The sequence below is a fragment of the Mangrovicoccus sp. HB161399 genome (genome assembly GCF_013184745.1).
Taxonomy (GTDB): domain Bacteria; phylum Pseudomonadota; class Alphaproteobacteria; order Rhodobacterales; family Rhodobacteraceae; genus Mangrovicoccus.
Genome location: NZ_JAATVU010000161.1, coordinates 1 through 4,368 on the forward strand (window position 1 = coordinate 1; position 4,368 = coordinate 4,368).

A 4,368-nucleotide genomic window follows, 5' to 3' on the forward strand; every position below is an offset into this window, starting at 1 on the left:
GCCGCAAGCTTGTCGCCCGACGTCCAGCCTTCGACATGCGCGTCAGCCTCGGGCAGCAGCTTGCCCTTCGCCCGCGCCTCCGCGCGCCATTTCCCAAGCGTTGCCCGCGAGATCCCTTCCTCAACCGACAGCCGGTTCAAAGGTATGCTATTCGGCGGCAGCATCTTCGCGAGAACCGCCGCCTTTCGTTCCGGTGAGTACGCCACTCGTCATCCTGTCCTGCCCGCCTCGCTGCATAGTTTCAGATCGAAGGACGGTGACAACTACCCTGAACGAGGGGGAGGGGAAGCTCGGCCGGTAGCCGTTTTGCGCAACAGAGCCGGGCTGCCTGCCCATGTAGGATCCCGCTCTCTCGGACTATGATAATTCCCAGTCCGGGAACCGGGCGCAAGGTCGGAAGGGACATGCCCCGCAATGCCGCAGCGCAGGAAAATCGTGGGCTGCGGTGCCATTGCATGTCACGTTTGCGGGACTTCGGTGCCATAGTTGACCCGCCGCAAGGACAATGCATCGAATTATTGCTTTTTGTCCCGGCAGAGACGTGCAAGTCTCCGTCCGAGGGAGGTGGGGATGACGATTACCACTGTTGTTTTCGATGCTTACGGGACGCTCTTCGACGTCGCGGAAGCCGCCCGGGAAGTGGCCGCCGGGGTCGGCTCCGGCAAGCTGGGGGCGTGTTCGGCAGAGCTGGCCTGCGACTGGCGGCGCAAGCAGCTGGAGTATTCGTGGCTGCGCAGCATTGCCGGGCAGCATGCCGATTTCTGGCAGATCACCCAGGATGCGCTGGACTGGACGCTTGAGCGCCACGGATTCGACCTCCAGGCGGATTCCGGCCTGCGCGACCGGCTGCTGTCGCTCTACCGCCGCCTGCCTCCTTTCGCCGAGGTCCCCGGCGTGCTGCGCGACCTCAAGGAGAAGGGCTTTGCCACCGCCGTGCTGTCGAACGGCACCCAGGCGATGCTGGAGGCCGCGGTCAGTTCCGCCGGGCTCGAAGGCCAGATCGACGCGCTGATCTCGGTCGAGGAGGCCGGCGTGTTCAAGCCAGATCCGCGGGTCTACGAGCTGGTCAGCGCCCGGTTCAACCGCCCGCGCGGCGAGGTGCTGTTCGTTTCTGCCAATGGCTGGGACATTGCGGCGGCCTCCAGCTACGGGTTCCGCACGCTCTGGGTCAACCGCGACGGCCAGCCGGTCGACAGGCTGCATGGCCGGCCAGACATGGCGCAGCCCGACCTCGCGCGGGTCTGCGAGACCGCGCAGATGATGCGGCACAACCTGCATGACAGCCCGGCCGAGATCGGCAGGACGGAATATTTCGCCAACCGAGACGGGCTGCGCCTGGCCTATCGCGACGACGGGCCGAAGACCGGGCCGGTGCTGCTCTGCCTGGCCGGGCTGACCCGCAACCTTGCCGATTTCGACTTCGTCGCCCGGGATTTCTCGGACCGGGTGCGGGTGGTGCGGCTCGACACGCGCGGCCGCGGCCAGTCGGACTGGGACCCCGACTACCTCAACTACAACCTGATCCGCGAAAGCCATGACGCGATCGACCTGCTGGACCACCTCGGCATCGCCAGGACGGCGATCCTCGGCACCTCGCGCGGCGGGCTGATCGCCATGGCCCTGGCCGGCGGGCACAAGCAGCGCGTCGCGGGGGTCTGCCTCAACGACATCGGTCCAGAGATCCAGCCCGAGGGGCTGGCCTATATCGGCCAGTACCTGGGCAACCGGCCCGGACTGTGCAGCTACGAGGAGGCCGCCGCACGCTTTGCCCGGGTCTTCGGCAAGACCTTCCCGGACGTCCCGCCCGAGCGCTGGCTGCTCCATGCCAAGCGGATCTACTGCGACAGCCCCGACGGGCTCGACCTGCGCTATGATGCGCTGCTTCGGCGTTCGATCATGGAGCAGTCGGCCACCGACGCGATCCAGGATCTGTGGCTGCTCTTCCGTTCGCTGGAGGGCTTGCCCCTTGCGCTGATCCGTGGTCAGAACTCGAACATCCTGTCGGCCGCCACCGCCGGGGAGATGCGGCGCCGCCGCCCGGACATGATCTACGGCGAGGTCCCGAACCGCGGCCATGTCCCCTTCCTCGACGAACCGGAGGCCCGGGCCGTGATTTCCGAGTTCCTCGAAAGGCTGACATGACCCCTGCCCTGATCGCCGCCGCCCGCGACCGCCTTGCCGGACATGCGCGCGTCACGCCGCTGCTGTCCTCCCCCTTCCTCGACGACATCGCCGGACGGCGGGTCCTGGTGAAGGCGGAATGCCTGCAGCATACCGGATCGTTCAAGTACCGCGGCGCGCGCTCGGCGATCAGCGCGCTCGACCCCGCCACCCGCGCCCGCGGCATCTGTGCCGCTTCCTCGGGCAACCATGCCCAGGGCATCGCGCTGGCCGCCCGCGAAATGGGCGTTCCGGCGGTGATCCTGATGCCGTCGGACGCGCCGCGCATCAAGCTTGAGAACACCCGCGCCTATGGCGCCGAGATCGTCACCTACGACCGCGCCACGCAGGACCGCGACGAGCTGATGGTGGCACTGGAAGAAGAGCGCGGCATGACGCTGGTGCGCCCCTATGACGATCCGCAGGTGATCGCGGGACAGGGCACCTGCGGGCTGGAGATCGCCGAGCAGGCGCAGGCGCTGGGGGTGGACCGTGCCGAGGTACTGGTCTGCTGCGGCGGCGGCGGGCTGACCTCGGGCATCGCGGTCGCGCTGTCGGAGGCCGCGCCCGGCTTCAAGGTCCGCCCGGTGGAACCCGAAGGCTTCGACGACACCGGCCGCTCGCTGGTCTCGGGACGGCGCGAGACCAACCCGGCTCTGTCGGGCAGCCTCTGCGACGCCATCCTGACGCCCTCGCCCGGCAAGCTGACCTTCCCGCTGATCCAGGCGCATTGCGGCGCCGGGCTGGCGGTCAGCGACGGCGAGGCGCTTCGCGCGATGGGCCTGGCGCTCATGCGGCTGAAGCTGGTGATCGAGCCCGGCGGCGCCGCGGCCCTGGCCGCCGCATTGTTCCGCGGAAACGATCTGGAGGCAGACACGGTGATCGTCACCGCGAGCGGCGGCAACTGCGATGCAGGACTTCTTGCACGGGCACTGGAACTGCAATAAATTTAGACATCTCACCAATACTTGCGTTAGCGACGAAGCTTTTGCAGGGCCGGGCGCTTTTCATCCAACTTATTCGGTTATATGTCGATCTAGGTGAGACCAGTACCCAATGTATCAGATGCTACGAGTGCAATGACAGAAACAGTGACCGATATGGACTTCGTGTCCGATATGACCAGCGATCTGCCGACCGGGGCGGTGCTTCAGGCCGACATGGCCGACAATGCCGAAGCCGCCAGCACCTATCTGAAGGCCCTCTCCCATCCGGGACGGCTGATGATCCTGTGCTACCTGATGGAAGGCGAGAAGACGGTGACCGATCTGGAGCTGCTTCTCGGCGCGCGACAGTCCTCGGTGAGCCAGCATCTCGCCCGCCTGCGCGCGGACAAGCTGGTCCGGACCCGGCGCGAAGGCAAGGCGATCCACTATTCCCTGGCCGACGAACGCACCAAGCGGGTGATCGGCCTGCTTCACGAGCTGTTCTGCCGGGAAATCTGACGCCGCATGACGACGATCACCGTCTGCACGACCTGCCGGACGGCGGAAGAACGCGGCGACCGCACGCTTCCCCCCAGCGGGGAGGCCTTTCTTGCCGCACTGGAGGCAGCCTCCGGCGATGGCATCGCAGTGCGCGGCACGGCCTGCCTGATGGGCTGCGAGCATGGCTGCAACGTGGCGATCTCGGCCCATGGCAAGCTCACCTATGTTCTGGGGCACTTCTCCGGGTCGGCCGAGGATGCCAGTGCCGTCTCGGCCTTCGCCGCAGGCCATGCGGAAAGCGGTACGGGCCAGGTTCCGTTCCGCCAATGGCCCCAGGGCGTGAAGGGCCACTTCGTCGCCCGGGTCCCGCCGCTCGACTAGGTTGCCGACGGGCCGCTGGGCAAGCGACCCGGCATCCTGCCCATCCTCCGAAAAACGGAAGTCGACCGGCCGGCCCCGGCAGCAGCCATGGCCCGCCGAAGCAGAACCACAATTCTGGCCGCCTGGCTGCCGACTTCATGGTTGGAGAACCGCATGGCGCGTTGCCGAACGCGAACGCCAACCCGCACTGCTCGGCGCGGTCCGGTCGCGACGCTCCCGATCGAACCGCCCGCAGACCGAATGATTGAGTGTCCATGATTCCGCGGGAGGCAGTCCGTGACCTTGCCCCCGGATCCCGGACTGGGCTGATATTCACTATGCTTCCATCGCGGCGGCCATGTCGATCCGTGTCTGCTCGGGCGTGCGGTAACCGATGCTGGAATGGCGGCGCTGGCGATTG

At 66.9% G+C, this 4,368-nt stretch carries 4 protein-coding genes and 1 pseudogene; 4 read left to right on the top strand and 1 reads right to left on the bottom strand.

Annotated elements, in window-relative coordinates; all coding sequences use genetic code 11:
* Positions 1–206, bottom strand: a pseudogene (locus HCC78_RS33365) (IS3 family transposase); the annotation flags it as partial.
* 364 nt (positions 207–570) lie between these two features.
* Here HCC78_RS33365 and HCC78_RS35095 point away from each other — a divergent pair.
* The 4 genes from HCC78_RS35095 (at position 571) to HCC78_RS31595 (ending at position 3,968) form a co-directional block, all read left to right on the top strand.
* Positions 571–2,142, top strand: coding sequence for a haloacid dehalogenase type II (locus HCC78_RS35095; RefSeq protein ID WP_371743967.1), 1,572 nt, complete (start codon positions 571–573; stop codon positions 2,140–2,142).
* A complete protein-coding gene (locus tag HCC78_RS31585; RefSeq protein ID WP_172332669.1) occupies positions 2,139–3,107 on the top strand; it encodes a threonine/serine dehydratase in 969 nt (322 codons plus the stop codon). The genes HCC78_RS35095 and HCC78_RS31585 overlap by 4 nt, the downstream gene beginning before the upstream one ends.
* 153 nt (positions 3,108–3,260) lie before the next feature.
* Positions 3,261–3,605 (top strand): helix-turn-helix transcriptional regulator, encoded by a 345-nt coding sequence (locus HCC78_RS31590; RefSeq protein WP_253949464.1) that lies wholly within the window; start codon positions 3,261–3,263, stop codon positions 3,603–3,605.
* Between the two features lie 6 nt (positions 3,606–3,611).
* Complete coding sequence (locus HCC78_RS31595) at positions 3,612–3,968, top strand: DUF1636 domain-containing protein (RefSeq protein WP_172332670.1); 357 nt, start codon at positions 3,612–3,614, stop codon at positions 3,966–3,968.
* The last annotated feature ends 400 nt before the right edge of the window (positions 3,969–4,368 follow it).

Coding starts and splice junctions, on each gene's coding strand:
- HCC78_RS31590 (WP_253949464.1), top strand. CDS start 3,261: ATGGACTTCGTGTCCGATATGACCAGCGATCTGCCGACCGGGGCGGTG.
- HCC78_RS31595 (WP_172332670.1), top strand. CDS start 3,612: ATGACGACGATCACCGTCTGCACGACCTGCCGGACGGCGGAAGAACGC.
- HCC78_RS35095 (WP_371743967.1), top strand. CDS start 571: ATGACGATTACCACTGTTGTTTTCGATGCTTACGGGACGCTCTTCGAC.
- HCC78_RS31585 (WP_172332669.1), top strand. CDS start 2,139: ATGACCCCTGCCCTGATCGCCGCCGCCCGCGACCGCCTTGCCGGACAT.